Here is a 13095-nt window from a genome sequence, read left to right as displayed (position 1 = left end):
ACGCGCGCTTCAGTCGGTGATATACCACTTGCCCTTGATGTATTCCAGGGTGCTGGTCCCGAGGTCGCTTTCGGAGAAGGTGGCGGAGGACCTGACCGACTCCGCCGGCATGTCGACCTTGTCGGGCGTTCGCACGACGACGCGCTCCGGGTCGACTGTCGCGGTCTGCAGAGCTTTCTTCTGCGTGGGCGGGATCATCTGGAACGTGATGACAAACGTTGACGTACACGGACCGAACCCCTGGTCCTCCGCCTGCTTCGCCGCGGGCCCGGCGATCTCGCAGACGGTGTCGATGTCCTCCCGCCCCCACGGCGTGGAGGTACTGCTCGTACCGCCGGATCGCCCCCTCCTTCGTCCTGGGCGCGGTCTGGCCCCCGGGCTCCCCGGGCTGTCCCCCGGGCGAATCCGTCGGCGGCTTGTCGGCGGACCCACAACGATCGTCGGTGAAGACGCCGGGCAGTTGACGTTTCGGGTACGGGCCCATCGGCCCGTTGAAGCCGTTCACGTGTTCCTGCGAACCCCACCACCCGGCGTACCCCCACCAGGGCTCGCGGTCGGCGGGGCGGGCACGGTTCCACGTGTGCCACTCGGGGCCGTCCTTCGACGTCCGGTCGAACGTGGCACTCACCCGGTGGTATCCGGCAGTCGGGTAGGAGCCGTGGGAACCACGCGCCGAGTACACCGTCGGATGCCCGTCCTGCGGATTCAGGTCCGACCACTTCACGCTGCATGGATCGCCGCCGTGCTTCGCGAACGTCACCGCCTCCGGCTTGGCGTCGCGCAATTGAACCGCGACGCGCTCCCAGTCACCCTCGTGCCTGTTGCCCGGTGTCAGTTTGTTGTACGCGTAGAAGAACCAGTACACGTAAGCCGCTCGCGCCGGGTCGGTCTTGTGCTTGTGGTATTCCCAGTAGACCGGCGCGTCGGAGCCTTCCCCCTCCGCACCTCCTTCGGCGGGTCGAGGTAGAACCCGGCACCGACATCGGTCGTGGCGTGCTCCTGCCCTCCGTGTCCGGGGCAGGACACCGGCTTTGAGAGTGCGGGATGTGGCGTTCTACCGGTCTTGTCATCGCTCGATGGTGTGACGTTGGGGCATCGCGTACCGCCCCGGCCGGGACGGAGGAGGGGAAACCGGCCGCGCAGCGGGATCCCTCAGGCGGCACGGTCGGTAATGGTGCGGCGGCGGTCTTCTCCGACCACGGCCCCTCCCCCGCGGCCGGTGCTTCGTCTCCGCCGACGTCGGTCCCTCGTGCCCGCGCCGCCTCACCCAGGGCGGCCCGGCGGGCGAAGCGGTGGGGAAAGATCGCGCAGCGGATCGTGCCGCACGACCTTGAACCCGACGCTCTGCGGATGGAGCTCATCGAACTCGGGGACACGTTCCGCGCCCACCAGCAGCGCACCGAGCCCGACCTCGCCCTCCTCGCCGGACTCCACGAGCGCAAGGCCCGCTCCTTCGCCTGGTGGGCCGAGGTCAGTGGCGACGGCGCCCTGCGCCACGAGGCGAAGCGTGCCGAGAAGGCCGCGCAGACCACCCGCGAGATGCACGACAACCGCGGCCAGACGGCCGGTGACACGACAGGCGGCAACCAGCCCGACAGTCGGTGACAAGGCAGGCGGCAACCAGCGGAGGGTCGAACGGCTGCTGACCCGGCCACAGGGCGTGCACGCCCGGGCCGTGCTGGACTACGTCGCCGCCCACTCCCCGCACCCGGAGGCCGAGGTGCGCCTGGCGATGCTCATGCTCACCCTGCGGGCCGCGCGCGCCGGCACCGGGAACGTCACCGGCCAGGACCTCACCGGCTGGCTCCAAGACGATGCCGAGCGGGTGCTTGGGCGGCTGGTCACCGGCGGCTGGCTGCGCCTGCCCGGCACCGTCGCCGAGGTGATGGCCTCCCGCCCCGAGGACCCCGTCGAGGTCACCGTCCCCACACTGCTGCCTGAGCAGCCCCGCCCGTTCACTTTCGGCAAGACCACCCGCGCAAGGATCTCCGGCTGGGCCCAGAAAGTCGTCGGTGACCGGAAGATCCGCAAGAAGAAACTGGGCGTCGCCACCCGGCTCCTGGCCCTGTACACCGCCGCCACGCCGTACGCCTCCACGGCGTCCGGCTCGCACCGGACAAGCCGGCCCCGGCCGCGACGATCTCAACTCGTCGTGCCGCCAGGGCGGTTGCCGGTCGGGAGGGGAATGATCGGCTCTCTGTCGTGCGCGCTGTCTGCGGATCTATCGTTGGCCGTGGGCGATTGGGGGTCGTCGAAGTGCGGGACACGCGGCTGGTGCAGACGGCGGTGATCGGGGATGAGCATTCGGATGTGCCCGTGGTGCTGCCGGCCGAGGCGATTGAGCTGGACGTCTTCCGCGCCACGTGGATGCGGGTACGGTCGCCGATTGTCATCGGTTGGTGTGCGGACGAATGAAGATCGGGCCGTCACACCCCGGAGGTAGGCGGTTTTCCACCGCGGCGCAGGGCGTCCATGAGCAGGTCCAGCAGCCGCCCGACCTGGTCGCGTTGATCTGGACCGCAGGCGAGGAAGGCGCCGACGGTGCTGGCGACGACATCCTGTGCAGGCACGTCGTCGCGGAGTGTGCCGTCGGCGATTCCGGCGTCAAGCAGCACCTGTACGGCGACGGAGACTTCTTCGCGCGCCTGGGAACTGGTGATGGTGCCCGAAGAGGTGATCGCCCGCAGGACGTCGGCCATCTCCCGTTTGGCGGCGATGTAGTCGGCGAACCGGTCCATCCAGTTGCGCAGGGCATGGTCGGCGGGTTGCCCGTCGAGGACGTCGCGGGCGCCGTCGCACAGGCGGGTCAGTTCGGCGCGGTAGACCGCCTCGATCATGGCTTCCCGGGTGGGGAAGTGGCGGTAGAGCGTGCCGATGCCCACGCCGGCGTCGGTCGCGATCGCTTCCAGGGTCGCCTGGTCTCCCTGTTCGGCGAACGCCCGGCGTGCTGCCTCGATCAGGCGTTCCCGGTTCCGCCGTGCGTCCGCGCGCATGGTCTTGGTGTTGATGTCGTCCCTACTAATCGGAGGAACCTCCGGTTGTGATGGCTTCAACGTAGCGGAGGGTCCTCCGCATCGATAAGGCTATGCCATCGACGAACGGGAGCACACTCATGGCCACAGCCGGAAGCGCACCGAAGGCGCCGGGAGGCGATGCCATGCTCGCGGGGCGCCGGGTTGCCCGGATCGGACTGGGGGCGATGCAGCTGGCCGGGGGACACGTCCGGCCGGCCCCCGAGCCCGAGCTGGCCGTCGCGGTGCTGCGCGCCGCCGTCGACGAGGGTGTCAACCACATCGACACCGCGGAGTTCTACAGCGCCGGCCGGTGCAACGAGCTGATCCGGCAGGCCTTGGCGCCGTATCCCGAGGACCTGGTGCTGGTGAGCAAGGTCGGCGCGGAACACGACGACCAGGGCGGCCTGGTCGTGGCCCAGCGACCCGAGCAGTTACGCGCGGGCGTGGAAGCGAACCTCGCCACCCTGGGCGTCGAGCGGCTGGACGTGGTCAACCTGCGCCGCGCCGACGCCCCGCCCGGCATCCTGGCCGAAGGCGACCAGGTCGTCGACCTCGACAGCCAGCTCGCGGAGCTCCTCGCCCTGCGGGACGAGGGCAAGATCGGCGGCATCGGGCTGAGCCACGTCACCGCTGAGCAGCTGCGCCACGCCTTGCCCGCCGGGATCGCCTGCGTGCAGAACGCCTACAGTCTCCTCGACCGCGCGAGCCAGCCTGTGCTGGACGTGTGCCGGGAGCACGACATCGCGTGGGTGCCGTTCTGCCCGCTCGGCTCCGCGTTTCCCCACCTGCCCAAGGTCACCGGACATCCTGCGGTGCTCGAGGCCGCCGCGTCCCTCGGGGCGACACCCGCCCAGGTCGGCCTGGCCTGGCTGCTCGGAACCCACGCGCACACGCTGCTCATTGCGGGCACCGCCAACCCCGCCCACATGAAGGAGAACATCGCGGCGGGTGATGTCCGCCTCGACCGGGAAACTCTTGCCACCCTCGACGGCATCGCCGCATCCGCCGGGTAAGGACCCGCCCGGACGGCTGCCGGTACGGCCACCGGCGATCATCGAATTGGTGTGTGGACAAACGAAGATAGGCGGTGGCCGCAGGGCGCAGCGTAGACCCCACCCGCTGGCTGGGCACGTTGAGCGATGTCATGGATCCGGGCGCCCGGCGCCGCAAGGTCCCACTCGATGAACGCCGCCGGCCGAAGCGAGCCGCTGACCGGCCGGATCGTTCGCCGGATCGGAATCGGGCGGGCCACACTCCTTGGCCTCTTCGCCTTCCCCGTGCCGCTGGTGCTGGTCCCCCTGGCGCAAGGCCCCCGGCCTCGGGGAACATCGGTACAGCGGTTATCGGTGAGAACGATCTTGGTCAGGGTGTGAGTGCGCTGGGCCGGGACTGCGGGGAGGCCCTGGGCGCCGTCGAGCGGCTGGCAGCGGGCGAGGAGTTGGCGGTGTACGGCGGGACGGCACTGACGCGCAGGGTGTAGCCCTGGCCGACCGACACCGCTTCCTGCCCGCTGCAGTGGCGGCTGTTCCTGCCCCGGGAATGGGAAGCGGACAGCGACCGCAGGACTGCCACCCGCGTTCCGCCCGAGGCCGGGCACCGCGAGAAGTGGCGCCTGGCGTTGGACATGCTCGACACGCTCGCCGGCTGGGGAATGAGGCCGCCGACCGTCGTGGCCGACGCCGCCTACGGCACCAACGCACACCTGCGGGCCGCCCTGGCGGACCGCGGCGTCGACTACGTGCCGGCCGTCCGCGCGGGTGTGACCGCCCACCCCTTCGACGCGGAGCCCGAGGCGCCGGACCGCAACGGGCCCATCGGCTGCTGGCCTCAGCCTCGCTATCGGCAGCCCGCGCTGTCGGCGGCGGCCCTGGCCGCCGGCCTTGAGCCGCAGGCGTTCACCACCGTTGCCTGGCGGAAGGGCAAACGCGGGGAGTTACGGTCCCGTTTCGCCGCCGTGCGCGTCCGCCCCGCCGGCAAAGCCGTCGAGCGTCCGATCAAGGCCGCTGCTTCGTCCGAGCAGGGCTGGTGGGACGGGGTCCTGCCCGACTGCTGGCTGCTGGTCGAGTGGCCGGAAGAGGCCGAGGCCCCCACCGATTACTGGCTGTCCAACCTGCCGACCGACACTCCGATCGCCGACCTGGTCCGTCTGGCCAAGGTCCGCTGGCGCATCGAGCACGACTACCGGGAACTCAAACACGGCCTGGGCCTGGACCACTTCGAAGGCCGTTCCTGGCCGGGCTGGCACCACCACATCACCCTCGTGACCGCCGCCCACGCCTTCCTCACCGAACAACGGCTGACCCCAAAAGTCCCCGGGCCCAGCTCACTCTCTACCAGACCCTCGACACCCTCCAGGACACCTTGAGGTGCTGGACCGGCATCTGCACCACCTGCCACCAACCCCTGCCCAGCAGGACACACAACACCAAGATCAAGACAGACCTAACGGACCCCTGGTAGGAGCGGCCCGGGGTTTCGCCTCATGGGTTCGTTCCGGTGAGCAAGACGCCTCGCTTATGCGGCCCGGCCTGGTGCTGGGAACGTCGGCATCCCAGCACATCCGGCGCCAGGAGGACGCAATGCACACGGAGAAGATCGGCAGAAGGGCGATCATCAGGAGAGGTGCCGCGGCCGCCGGCTGCACGGCCCTGGTCCTCGTCGCGGGCTGCACTTCCGGTTCCACGGATTCGGCCGGGGTGTCCTCGGCGGGGAAGCCGACGGTGCGGGTCGCCCTCGGTGTGGACGCCTCGTACGCCCCGTTCTATCTCGCCGTGGAGCGCGGCATGTTCGCCAAGGCGGGGGTGAACGTGGTGCTGGTGAAGACCGAGGGCGGTCCGGCGGCGTCCCAGGCGGTGACGGCGGGCACCGCGCAGATCGCGGCCAACGCCGATTCCACCGCACTGCCGCTGATGGTGAACGATCCCGGTCTGCGGGCGCTCGGCGTCTTCCAGTCATCCGACCGCTACCTCAAGGTCGTGCTGCGCGACGGCATCAGGTCACCGAAGCAGCTCAAGACGATGGCGTCGATCGGCGGCCTGGGCCTGTACGCGACACACGAGTACCTGCGGCACAACGGCATCGATCCGAAGTCCGTGAAGATCCTGCAGAGTTCGCCGCCGGAGATCCCGGGAATGCTGGAGCAGGGCTCGATCGACGGCTACATCCTGTTCGAGCCGTGGGCGGCCCGCGGTGCCGCGGCGGGCGGGCACATCGCCGGGCGCATCGGTGACTTCGGGGTGAAGTATGCGCAGTGGCTGCTCGCCGAGCAGCGCTGGCTGAAGGACAACGAAGAGGTCGCCGGTAAGATCTTGAAGGTGGTGGCCGCCGCGGACAAGCTCGTCACCGACGATCCCGCCGCCGCGGCGAAGGCCTCGAAGCAGCAGGTCAAGCTGCCCGAGGAGCAGACGAAGAAGGTGCTGCCGGAGATCACCTTCGCCACCCGTGGCATCAACGATGCCGACGTCGCCGAGTCGAAGAAGATCGTCGACTTCCTCCTCGGCCAGAAACTGATCAAGAAGTCGCCCGACCTGCGGACGACTCTGCTGAAGGGCTGGTACGAGCAGCACGCCAAGTAAGGCCGACCTGTCCTGTGACGCAGGGAGCGCCGTCGTCCTTGAGCACCGAGACGTCGAGCGTCACCCCCGCTCCCCCGTCACAGGGCTCGGCCGTGTGCACCATCCCCGTCCAGGTGAGTGGCTCACCGGCCACGGCGGTAGCGCGGTTGCGCCAGCTCACCTACGTGAGGCGCGCTCCGGGCCCGGCCCACTCGAGCGCGTACCGACCGAGCATCTCGCCGTGCAGCGTCGACTGCACGACCACGTCCGCGAAGCCCTCCGACGCGGCGAACTCGGCGTCGTAGTGGATGCGGTGCGCGTTCCACGACACGGCGCTGAACCGGAACAACTGCACCCTGCTGTGGGAGTACGCGCGCGGTGGGCAGACCTGCCCGGCGACCGGGGCGGCCGGCGCCTTGGCCGTCATGCAGCGGCCCCGCTCTCGTCGTCCTGAGCGTCGTCGAGCGCTTCGAATACCACGATCGTCTCGTCCTCGGTCATGAGGTGTTCTCCGTCCTCTGCCCTGTGGCGGGTGGTCACGCCGAGCAGCACGAACTCACCCGAGCGGCCGCGGCGGAGGTCGGCGGAGGTGACCGCCCGGGTGGCGGTGACCCGCAGGCCCGCGACCGCGGGCCTGCCCAGCCGCACCGCCTGGCCGCCGTGCACCTGGCGGACCCGCAGGCCCTGGGTGCACGGCGACTCGCGGGCGGCCAGTTCCTCCGGGCGCAGTCCGTCCTCCGCCGGGCCGTCCTCCCAGCTCAGCGTCCCGGAGAGGAACAGGGCGGGGGCTTCGACAGCTTCTCCCGCCGCCTCCTGGGCGTGGGCGGTGCGGATGTAGTCGACATCGTTGACGGCGGCGGCGTAGCGGCAGAAATCCTTCACCGTGAGCACGCCGCACTCCTCGTCCTCCCACTGCCCGATCAGCTTCCGGGCCCGGGAGAGGACCTCCTCGAGTACGGCGCTCACCGCAACGACCGGCTGATCCCCAGAGCCGCCGCGCGCAGTGCGACGGCGTGCCCGGAAGGATCCATACGGTAGGTGGGCGCGGTGATGGAGAGAGCGCCGACGAGGGAGGACTGGCTGCCGAAGACCGGGACGGCCATGCTCGTGTAGCCCAGACGGATCTCCTCGGCCTCGGTGGCGAGGCCCTCGGCCCGGATACGCTCCAGCTGTGCCCGCAGCCGTCCAGGTGAGGTGACCGTGTGCCGGGTGAAGGGTTTCAACCCGTTCCTGACCACGTCGGCGAACAGCGAGGCCGGGGAGAAGGCAAGGATCGCCTTGCCGGTGGCCGTGCAGTACAGCGGCAGCCGGCCCGCCACCCGCGACTCCTCGTTCAGCCCTCGGTGCGGGAAGATCTTCTCCAGGTATACGACGTCCAGGCTGTCGTGAATGGCGAAATGGATGGTCTCCTGGGTCGCCAGCAGGAGGTCCTCCATGTACGGCTGGGCGACCTCGCGCAGGATGCGCTGCCGGTGCACGCGCTGGCCCATCTCGAACAGGCGCAGCCCGAGCCGGTAGTCACAGCCCGACCGTTCCAGCAGGCCCCACACGACCAGTTCCTGGGCGAGCCGGTGCACGGTGGCCTTGGCGACGCCCGTACGGCGCACCAGTTCGGCCAGGGAGAGGGTGGCGTCCTCCGCGGTGAATGCCTCGAGGATGGGCCTGACTTTCCCCAGGACCGAGTTCATCGCATCGGTAACGGCGGTCGCAGCAGGGGGTGTTGCGGTAGTGGCGGGTGCGGTAGTGGCGGTATCGGCGCGGCCGACCATGGTGACGGTCATGGGGAGAACCTCCCGGTCAATCCGGCGCCCTGGGGGAAAACGGAATCATGCAACCCGCGTTCACGGCCATGGTGCCAGCTGTAAATTCGCGGTGACCTGGGCCGTGACCGCGACGAGGTCAGGAAACCCCGGCGAGAAATGCCAGGCTGAGCGGGTTGTACAGGTCGGCCTTCTCGTGCTGCGGCCAGTGCCCGCACTCGTTGAAGATCTCAAGACGGGCGCCGGGGACGGCGGCGGCGATGGCTTCGGCCTCCGGGACGTCACCGAACGGTTCTGGTTGGCCCACACGGCAAGGGTGGGTGCCTTGATCCTGGCCATGCGGTCCGGCCTGAGCAAATTGCGCTCGCGGGTCTCGACCTCCTGCAGGGCCCGCAGATTGTGCAGATTCCGCTGGAAGCCGGGCTCGTGGTAGATCTCGTACCGCACTTCGGTCAGCTCGTTGCCGAAGTCGTCGTCCCACTCGGCCCACAGCAGGCGCAGCCGGTCGCGGGTGAGGGAGGTGTCGTCCTCCAGCGCGGCGGCCCGTGTCGAGGTCTTCAGCCGTTCCATCACCGCCGGGTTGACCTTCGTACCACCCATGCACAGCAGTTGCAGCGAAGCGACGCGGTCCGGGTACTCGCTCGCCGCCCAGGACGACACCCAGCCGCCCAGCGACTCGCCCACCCGATGCGCGTGTTAGGCGCCCACCGCGTCGAGGTACGCCATCAGGTGCTCGACATACGCGGGGATCTCACCGGGTCGGTCCGGCTTGCCGGTGTAGCCGTGGCCGAGCATGTCGATGGCGTGGCAGCGGTAGCGCTCGGCGTGCACCGGGATGTTCTTCACGAACGCCTCCAGGTGGCCGGTCGTGGCGTGCAGGAACACCACGTGCTCACCGTCCTCGGGACCTGCCTGCAGCGCCCGGGTCTTGATGCCGCCGGCGTCGACCTATGCGTGCCGGTAGTCGGTGCCCGACAGATGGGTCCAGATGCTCATGGCTGCCTTTCCTGGGTGGTGCGTGCGGGGTCGAGGACGGCGACGGCCATGCCGGTGAGCCACTCGGGCATGGGCTCGTACACCAGGCGGCGGGCGGGTGCGTGGTCGAGCAGGGCCGCCATCAGCAGCCAGGTGCGCAGCTCCTGCGCTCCGTTGCCCGCCGTCTTCTGAAGCGCTTCGGTGGTGTATTCGGTGATGCGGTGCGTCTGGCCGCGCTCGACGAGGGACAGGAACTCGTCGTCGAACTCGGGGTTGAGCGCGGCCTCGGCAGCCCGGATGATCTCGCGGCGGCGGGCATCGTAGTCCTGCCAGTTGTCCCGGCCGTTGAGCCAGGCGCCGACCATGAACTCCTCGTCCTCGCCGTGCGGATCACGCCAGTCCGGCCAAGGCAGGCGGTTCGAAAGACCACCGGAGCCGATGACGGCGACGCGGCGGCCCTCGGGAAACGCGAGCACGGCTTCCCGGATTGCCCGGCCCAGCTGCTCGCAGCGGTCCAGGGTCGGCAGCGGCGGAGCGAAGACGTTCACGACCAGCGGCACGATCTCCACGTCGAGGCCGTCGAGGAGGTACTGGATCGCGTGCGACTGGCCACGGTCGATCTGGAGGCGAGCCGAGAAGGCGACGTCGAAACGGCCGCCCTCCACAAGTGAGTTGGCGACGTAGCGGGCGAGTGGCACGTCGACTCGCTGGGGTCCCTCGGGGGTGCCGGACTCACCGCTGGCGATGCACTCCCCCACGCCGATCGTGAAGCTGGGGATCAGGTCCAGCCAGAAGCCGCGGAAGTGGTTGGAGCCGACCAGGATCACCGTGTCGGGGCGTGCCGCCGCGAGTTCGTCGCGTGCCGAGCGCAGCGCGTCACGGAACCGTTCGGCGCGCGGTCCTTGTGGAAGGTCTCCTCCCAGTGGGTGTTCATCAGCGTGCTGTGCGACGCGCCCACCGCGAGGACGATCTCGGTCATTGCGGCTCTCCTTCCAGCTCGTGCAGTTCGGCGCGGGACCGGGTGGCGGTGTCGACGGCCGTACGGATCAGATGGCGCGTCAGCTTCTCCATGGCCCGTACGGAGACGGTGTTCATGCCCCGCGCGAAGTCGATCTCGAAGGACGCCTCGGCGGCGCTGACCTTCGGCATGCCGACCCGCACGGTGGGGATGCCGTGACCACGCAGGATGTTGGCGTCGGTGGCGCCGCTGTTGCCGTGGATCACCTCGTGCTCGCGTCCCTCGAAGGCCTCCCAGCCGGCCGCCGCGCTCCGGAAGATCCAGCTGTCCGGACCGGTCCGCGTCCCGGGGATGCCCAGGATCATCTCGGCCGTGACGTCGAGCCCGGGCATCTTGTCCTGGATGGCCTCCAGTGCGGCCGTGAACTCCCGCTTGGCCTGCATCGGGGTCGTGTCGGGGCTGACGCACAGGTCCACCCTGAGGGTGCAGGCGGCCGGGGTGACCGCCGCCATGCGCGGCCAGCCGCCGCGTACGGAGGAGACGATGCCCTGCGGAGCGACGGTGCCGCCGGTGTGGCGGTCGGCGTAGGCGACGAACCACTCCTCCAGGTGCCGGGCGACCTCGCCGGCGCGGGCGATGGCGTTGTCGTACGGCAGCCGGTGACGGGAACCCACGTAGGTGTGCGTGCCGCCGACGGTGACCTCGAACCAGACGAGGCCGACCTCGTCCCAGGAGACGGTCCAGCCGGGCTTGGCGATGAGGGCGTAGTCGGTCCACACCCCCTGCTCGAGGAGGAAGGAACAGCCCACGCCCTGCCCAGTGTTGCTGCGGGTACCGGCCGGACGGGCGTTGGTGGGCATGCCGCCCGCGCCGAACGCCGCGACCAGGTCGCCGGTGAGCGGGGCCCCGGCGAGGGAGATCGCTTCGGCGGCCATCATCACGCAGGCCGCGTGCCCCTTGGGGTTCGACGCCCCGAGGCCGGTCACCAGGTCGTCGTAGACGGTGGCCTGCGGACGCATGACGTCCCGTAGCTCCGGGCCGATCCAGGGGAGATCCTCGCTCTCCTCGCCCACGGTCAGGGTGTCGATCGGCGCGTACAGCATGAGGTCGGGGCCGGTTCCGTCGCCGGAGAGCCTGGCCCAGGCATTGGCCTGCCGGTCGTCGAGCGGCTGGACCGCGGCGCGGCATCCCGAGGCTTTGAGTATGTCCGCGATGTGCGTGGCGAGCGGGCCCTCGTCACCGGTGGGGCTCGGAATGTCGACGAGCCCGATGATCAGGTCGCGCAGACGGTCGCCGGTGACGTGCCGTCAGGCCTCCTCCGCCCAGGCGCGGCGGGGGGCGTCGAGTCCCGCCAGTCCGTCGCCACTCATTGGTTGATCCTATGGACCTGGGTCATGGTGGTGCGCTCGAAGCGCTTCCTGGCCCAGGGCAGCCCCATGGCGAGGGCGGCTCCGGCCAGCACGGCGAGCAGTGTGCGGCGCGTGTCCTCACGTCTCCTTCTCGGTCTTCTCGGCCGGGGCCCCGGCGCCGACGGCGGCGAGCTTCTTGCCGTATTCCTCCTCGCTGAGGTTCCGCCAGGCGGTCAGCGAGATGTCGGGGCGGTAGAGCCTCTCCGGGGGCGCGTCGGTGACGTCGACCATCCAGGCGTCCTGGCCGGAGAACTGTCCGTGGAACAGCCAGCGGATGGCGCCCAGGTACTTGGCGTAGAAGCCGAGGGTCTTCCAGCCCTCGGTGAAGTTGACCATCACGCCCACGTAGCGGTGATGGTCCGCGTCGACGGGGACGTAGAACTCGTAGTGGATGAACTTGGGGTAGGCGATGCGCAGCACGCCCGGCATGGACAGGGAGGCGAAGCCGGGGAACTCCTGGGCCTCGATCGTCGGGTTGATCTTGTCGGCGGCGCCGGTGTTGCCGATGTTGAAGGTCTCCTTCGGCGGCTGCAGCTTCCACCAGCGCTTGTTTGTCCAGCGGCCGACGCCGGGGAAGTCGGCCTCCCAGTGGACCTCGTCCTGCACGCGGAAGATCCAGCGGCCCCTGGGCACGATCCGGGTGATGTTCCAGGTCGGCATCGGCTTGAACAGCCGCCACAGGGCCGTCCGGTGCAGATACTTGGCGTGCCCCTCGTCGAAGCCGTTCTCGCAGGCGAAGCGCCAGTTGCCGCTGCGGGGCTCGATACGGCCGCCCATGACGAAGGCGTTGGAGACGAGTTCCTCGGGGAGCTGCTCGTCGATGGGGTGCGGCTCCTCGTCGGCGAGGGGAATGTAGACCCACACCATGCCGAGGCGCTCCTCGACCGCGTATGTCTGCACCTGGACCTTGCCGGTCAGCCGGCAGTCGGGCCCGTCGGTGATGACCGCGGCCAGATTGCCGGTGGGCAGGTCGAACGTCCAGCCGTGGTAGGGGCAGCTGACAGTGCCCGGGAACTGCTGGTTGCCCTCGGACAGCGGCACCCCGCGGTGCGGGCAGCGGTTGTGCAGAGCGTAGGCCTTTCCGCCGTCGCGGATCAGCGTGATGTTCTCGCCGCAGATCGTGAACGGGAGCGGCTTGCCCGTGATCTGGCTGGACCAGGTGACCGGATACCAGTAACCGCGGAATCCCGCGGCCGCCGCGTCGTAGTGGGGCCACGACGTCCATTCCTGCCGACCGGGCTGCCCTCCGCGCCCGCGCCCGGACCGGCTTCTGCCCTTGGGGGCGAGCGAACCTTCACCCTTCGTCATCGTGCGTGACCTCCTGCTGCAGTCGATGCATGGCCTTGAGAGCCTGTGTATGAGCATCGAGTGAGGCGGCGCGACCGCCTACGGAACCGTTCCGCCCAGCAGACCGCCCGGCGGCGG

12 protein-coding genes and 3 pseudogenes are annotated in these 13095 nt (G+C 69.7%); 6 read left to right on the top strand and 9 right to left on the bottom strand.

What is annotated here, in order from left to right; all coding sequences use genetic code 11:
* Positions 1–9 precede the first annotated feature (9 nt).
* Positions 10–198: a hypothetical protein gene (locus KHP12_RS50540; protein WP_244202911.1), complete on the bottom strand. Its 189-nt coding sequence runs from the start codon at positions 196–198 to the stop codon at positions 10–12.
* A 1152-nt stretch (positions 199–1350) separates the two neighbouring features.
* Here KHP12_RS50540 and KHP12_RS04485 point away from each other — a divergent pair.
* The 3 genes from KHP12_RS04485 to KHP12_RS04475 are packed head-to-tail and all read left to right on the top strand — an operon-like array spanning position 1351 to position 2415.
* Positions 1351–1605, top strand: coding sequence for a hypothetical protein (locus tag KHP12_RS04485; protein ID WP_208653053.1), 255 nt, complete (start codon positions 1351–1353; stop codon positions 1603–1605).
* Positions 1568–2290 carry a hypothetical protein gene (locus KHP12_RS04480; protein WP_211831498.1) on the top strand — a complete coding sequence of 241 codons (723 nt, stop codon included), beginning with the start codon at positions 1568–1570 and terminating at the stop codon, positions 2288–2290. The genes KHP12_RS04485 and KHP12_RS04480 overlap by 38 nt, the downstream gene beginning before the upstream one ends.
* Positions 2275–2415: a hypothetical protein gene (locus KHP12_RS04475; RefSeq protein WP_167442558.1), complete on the top strand. Its 141-nt coding sequence runs from the start codon at positions 2275–2277 to the stop codon at positions 2413–2415. The genes KHP12_RS04480 and KHP12_RS04475 overlap by 16 nt, the downstream gene beginning before the upstream one ends.
* Positions 2416–2426: 11 nt before the next feature.
* Here the strand turns inward: KHP12_RS04475 and KHP12_RS04470 are convergent, their stop codons facing one another.
* Positions 2427–2993, bottom strand: a complete 567-nt coding sequence (locus tag KHP12_RS04470; protein ID WP_086882606.1) for a TetR/AcrR family transcriptional regulator — start codon at positions 2991–2993, stop codon at positions 2427–2429.
* A 119-nt stretch (positions 2994–3112) separates the two neighbouring features.
* Between KHP12_RS04470 and KHP12_RS04465 the strand changes: the two genes are divergently transcribed.
* The 3 genes and pseudogenes from KHP12_RS04465 to KHP12_RS04455 all read left to right on the top strand — a co-directional run bounded on the left by KHP12_RS04465 (position 3113) and on the right by KHP12_RS04455 (position 6589).
* Positions 3113–4027 (top strand): aldo/keto reductase, encoded by a 915-nt coding sequence (locus KHP12_RS04465; RefSeq protein ID WP_086882605.1) that lies wholly within the window; start codon positions 3113–3115, stop codon positions 4025–4027.
* A gap of 476 nt (positions 4028–4503) precedes the next feature.
* Positions 4504–5379, top strand: a pseudogene (locus KHP12_RS04460) (IS701 family transposase); the annotation flags it as partial.
* 214 nt (positions 5380–5593) lie between these two features.
* Entirely contained in the window at positions 5594–6589 is a 996-nt protein-coding gene (locus tag KHP12_RS04455; protein WP_086882604.1) for an ABC transporter substrate-binding protein, read from the top strand.
* 160 nt (positions 6590–6749) lie between these two features.
* Here KHP12_RS04455 and KHP12_RS50535 read toward each other — a convergent pair whose 3' ends face one another.
* The 7 genes and pseudogenes from KHP12_RS50535 to KHP12_RS04420 all read right to left on the bottom strand — a co-directional run bounded on the left by KHP12_RS50535 (position 6750) and on the right by KHP12_RS04420 (position 12978).
* The gene (locus KHP12_RS50535; RefSeq protein ID WP_244202910.1) at positions 6750–6995 is read right to left on the bottom strand and encodes a hotdog family protein; all 246 of its coding nucleotides are present in this window, start codon (positions 6993–6995) and stop codon (positions 6750–6752) included.
* A complete protein-coding gene (locus tag KHP12_RS04445; protein ID WP_211831496.1) occupies positions 6992–7534 on the bottom strand; it encodes an FAS1-like dehydratase domain-containing protein in 543 nt (180 codons plus the stop codon). Before KHP12_RS04445 ends, KHP12_RS50535 begins: the two co-directional genes overlap by 4 nt.
* Entirely contained in the window at positions 7531–8349 is an 819-nt protein-coding gene (locus KHP12_RS04440; RefSeq protein WP_244202909.1) for an IclR family transcriptional regulator, read from the bottom strand. The genes KHP12_RS04445 and KHP12_RS04440 overlap by 4 nt, the downstream gene beginning before the upstream one ends.
* A gap of 118 nt (positions 8350–8467) precedes the next feature.
* A pseudogene (locus tag KHP12_RS04435) lies at positions 8468–9324 on the bottom strand (alpha/beta fold hydrolase).
* Positions 9321–10282 (bottom strand): annotated as a pseudogene (locus KHP12_RS04430) (DODA-type extradiol aromatic ring-opening family dioxygenase). The pseudogenes KHP12_RS04435 and KHP12_RS04430 overlap by 4 nt, the downstream one beginning before the upstream one ends.
* On the bottom strand, positions 10279–11364 hold the full coding sequence (locus KHP12_RS04425; protein WP_246643041.1) for a zinc-binding metallopeptidase family protein: 1086 nt from the start codon (positions 11362–11364) through the stop codon (positions 10279–10281). The pseudogene KHP12_RS04430 and the gene KHP12_RS04425 overlap by 4 nt, the downstream one beginning before the upstream one ends.
* A gap of 384 nt (positions 11365–11748) precedes the next feature.
* Positions 11749–12978 carry an aromatic ring-hydroxylating oxygenase subunit alpha gene (locus tag KHP12_RS04420; RefSeq protein WP_086882601.1) on the bottom strand — a complete coding sequence of 410 codons (1230 nt, stop codon included), beginning with the start codon at positions 12976–12978 and terminating at the stop codon, positions 11749–11751.
* Positions 12979–13095: the final 117 nt, after the last annotated feature.

The sequence above is a fragment of the Streptomyces asiaticus genome (assembly GCF_018138715.1).
Lineage (GTDB): Bacteria > Actinomycetota > Actinomycetes > Streptomycetales > Streptomycetaceae > Streptomyces > Streptomyces asiaticus.
The sequence above is the reverse complement of the archived record's forward strand: the minus strand, read 5'-3'. Positions and strand labels throughout refer to the sequence as shown.

Coding starts and splice junctions, on each gene's coding strand:
- KHP12_RS04420 (WP_086882601.1), bottom strand. CDS start 12,978: ATGACGAAGGGTGAAGGTTCGCTCGCCCCCAAGGGCAGAAGCCGGTCC.
- KHP12_RS04425 (WP_246643041.1), bottom strand. CDS start 11,364: ATGCTGTACGCGCCGATCGACACCCTGACCGTGGGCGAGGAGAGCGAG.
- KHP12_RS04455 (WP_086882604.1), top strand. CDS start 5,594: ATGCACACGGAGAAGATCGGCAGAAGGGCGATCATCAGGAGAGGTGCC.
- KHP12_RS50540 (WP_244202911.1), bottom strand. CDS start 198: ATGATCCCGCCCACGCAGAAGAAAGCTCTGCAGACCGCGACAGTCGAC.
- KHP12_RS50535 (WP_244202910.1), bottom strand. CDS start 6,995: ATGACGGCCAAGGCGCCGGCCGCCCCGGTCGCCGGGCAGGTCTGCCCA.
- KHP12_RS04465 (WP_086882605.1), top strand. CDS start 3,113: ATGGCCACAGCCGGAAGCGCACCGAAGGCGCCGGGAGGCGATGCCATG.
- KHP12_RS04470 (WP_086882606.1), bottom strand. CDS start 2,993: ATGCGCGCGGACGCACGGCGGAACCGGGAACGCCTGATCGAGGCAGCA.
- KHP12_RS04485 (WP_208653053.1), top strand. CDS start 1,351: ATGGAGCTCATCGAACTCGGGGACACGTTCCGCGCCCACCAGCAGCGC.
- KHP12_RS04440 (WP_244202909.1), bottom strand. CDS start 8,349: ATGACCGTCACCATGGTCGGCCGCGCCGATACCGCCACTACCGCACCC.